We start from the raw sequence: 2,249 nt of genomic DNA on the forward strand, positions 1-2,249 counted from the left end.
ATGATCGGGACGGACCGGCCGGGGTACCTGCTTGATGGTTCGGCCGGAACTGACCGCCAGGGGCTGGCGGAGGCAGGAGGGGTCATGAAGATCGGAATCATCGGGTCGGGGCACATCGGCGGCACCCTCACCCGTCGCCTGAGCGCCCTGGGCCACGACGTGACCGTGGCCAACTCGCGCGGGCCGCAGAGCCTGCGCGATCTCTCGGCGGAGACCGGCGCCACGGCCGGCACGATCGAGGACGCGGTTCAGGGGTCGGAACTGGTCGTCATCGCGGTCCCGCTGAAGGCCGTGCCGGACCTGCCCGCGGAACTCTTCCAGGGCAGGCTCGTCCTCGACGCCGACAACTACTACCCGCAGCGCGACGGGGACGTCCCCGAACTGCTCGACCGCAGCCTCAGCTCCAGCCGGTGGACCGCGGACCACCTCAAGGGCGCCCGGGTGGTCAAGGTCTTCAACAACATCCAGGCCGCACACCTGATGGACAACGGCAGGCCGGCCGGGTCCCCGGACCGGATCGCCCTGCCGGTGGCCGGCGACGACGCCGACGCCAAGCGGGTGGCCATGGGGCTGGTGGACGAGTTGGGCTTCGACCCGGTGGACGCCGGCACGCTGGACGAGAGCTGGCGCCAGCAGCCGGACACCCCGGTCTACGGCACCGACCGCGACGCCGCCGGCGTACGGCAGGGGCTGGCCGCGGCGCGGCCCTGAGGGCGTACGACGAACAAAAGCCCCGCCGGCGACGGGGCCGTTGCGTGCGTGCGACGGACGGGACGTCAGTCGGCCGCCGGGTCGGGGCCGCAGATGAAGCGCGGCTCGGGGTCGTAGCGCCAGCTGAACTTCTCCCGCTTGACCACCTTGCCGTTCTGCTTGATGACCCGGAACGCGTCCTGGGCGAAGCCCACGCTGCCCGCCGCGGAGATGCAGTCGGGGCCGGGCTTCAGGTAGACCGTCTTCGGCTGGGTGATGTCACGGCGCGGGCCGTACTCGGTCTTGACGCTGTCGTAGATCTTCCTGCTCCAGATCGACACGGTGATCGTGCTGGAGGTGTACGAGGTGTCGATGAGCACGCCGTACTTCGTGTTGTTGCGGAACTTGAAGTCGAGGTCCGGCCAGAAGATCGTCGACTCGATCACCGCGGGGTAGCGGCTGAAGTAAAACGAGTGCGGCTTGTGCTCGACGTCCTCGAGGCCCGCGTAGTACGTGGCGTTGAAGAGCGTGGTGGTGAACTGGGAGACACCGCCGCCGACGCCGGGGACGAGCTTGCCGCCGACGATCGTCGGCGCGTCCTGGTAGCCCTGGTCGTACCCGCGTTCGCCAGTGTGGGCGTTCAGGGAGAACGTCTCGCCCGGCTGCACGATCGTGCCGTCGACGTCCTTGGCCGCCTGGACGATGTTCTGACTGCGGGGCGAGGAGAGGCCACCGGGGAACCGGGTGGTGAAGGTGGAGACCCGCTCCTTGATGCCCAACTCGGCCAGCTTTGCCTCGGTCAGCTCCGGCTCGGCCGGCTTCAGCTCGGCGGTGACCGTGCGGCCGTCCGTCTTCGGCAGCACGGCCAGCAGGTCCGGACCGAAGGTGGCCGCGTCGAGCTGCCGGCCGGGCCGGCCGGGTACCACCTTCGGCTTGCCGCCGGCGATGGTCAGGCCCGCGTCCTTCGGCTCCACCTCGATCTTCGCCAGCCGGTCGCCGAGGGCGGTACGCAACCGCTTGACGTCGACCCGTGGGGTCAGCTTGCCCGCCTCGTCGGCGGAGAAGCGCAGGCTGCGGGCGATCGCCGTGGGCGGGATGGTGATCGAGCCCTGACCGGTGGCGAGCGTGACCGGGGCGGCCACGGCCGGCTTGGCCAGCTCGGCCACCAACCGGTCCACCTCTTCACGGCTGGTCGCCGGCCACTTCTCGACCAGCGGCACGGTCACGGGCGCGGCGGCGAGCCAACCCGCCTTGACCGCCTCGGCCGCGCCACCCTGGTCCAGCGTGAGGGCCGGCTTGGGGTAGACGGGCTTCGGGGTGGTGCCGGTGTAGATGATCGCCGGCATGGTCATCTCCCGGCCTTGGGAGCCCATCGCCTTCCGCAGCGCGGCGTCCAGCCGGGCGGCGTCGACGGTCACCACCGGGGGGACCGTGCGGGAACCGACGAGCCGGCTCACCGCGTGCGCCTCGACCGCTGCGGCCGCCGCCACGGTGGCGTCCACGTCGACCGCGAGACCGACGTCGGCCGGCTTCAGCTCGGCGCTCCGCTCGCCCACCTT

General features: G+C 71.1%; 2 protein-coding genes. One reads left to right on the plus strand and one right to left on the minus strand.

Going from position 1 to position 2,249, the window contains the following annotated elements; genetic code table 11:
- The first annotated feature begins 84 nt into the window (after positions 1-84).
- Positions 85-711: an NADPH-dependent F420 reductase gene (locus ONA70_RS35915; RefSeq protein ID WP_265010925.1), complete on the plus strand. Its 627-nt coding sequence runs from the start codon at positions 85-87 to the stop codon at positions 709-711.
- A 65-nt stretch (positions 712-776) separates the two neighbouring features.
- Here the strand turns inward: ONA70_RS35915 and ONA70_RS35920 are convergent.
- Positions 777-2,249 (minus strand): VanW family protein (locus ONA70_RS35920; protein ID WP_265010926.1); only part of this gene is annotated, 1,473 nt, incomplete at its 5' end.

It is taken from the genome of Micromonospora yasonensis (genome assembly GCF_026013475.1).
GTDB classification, from domain to species: domain Bacteria; phylum Actinomycetota; class Actinomycetes; order Mycobacteriales; family Micromonosporaceae; genus Micromonospora; species Micromonospora yasonensis.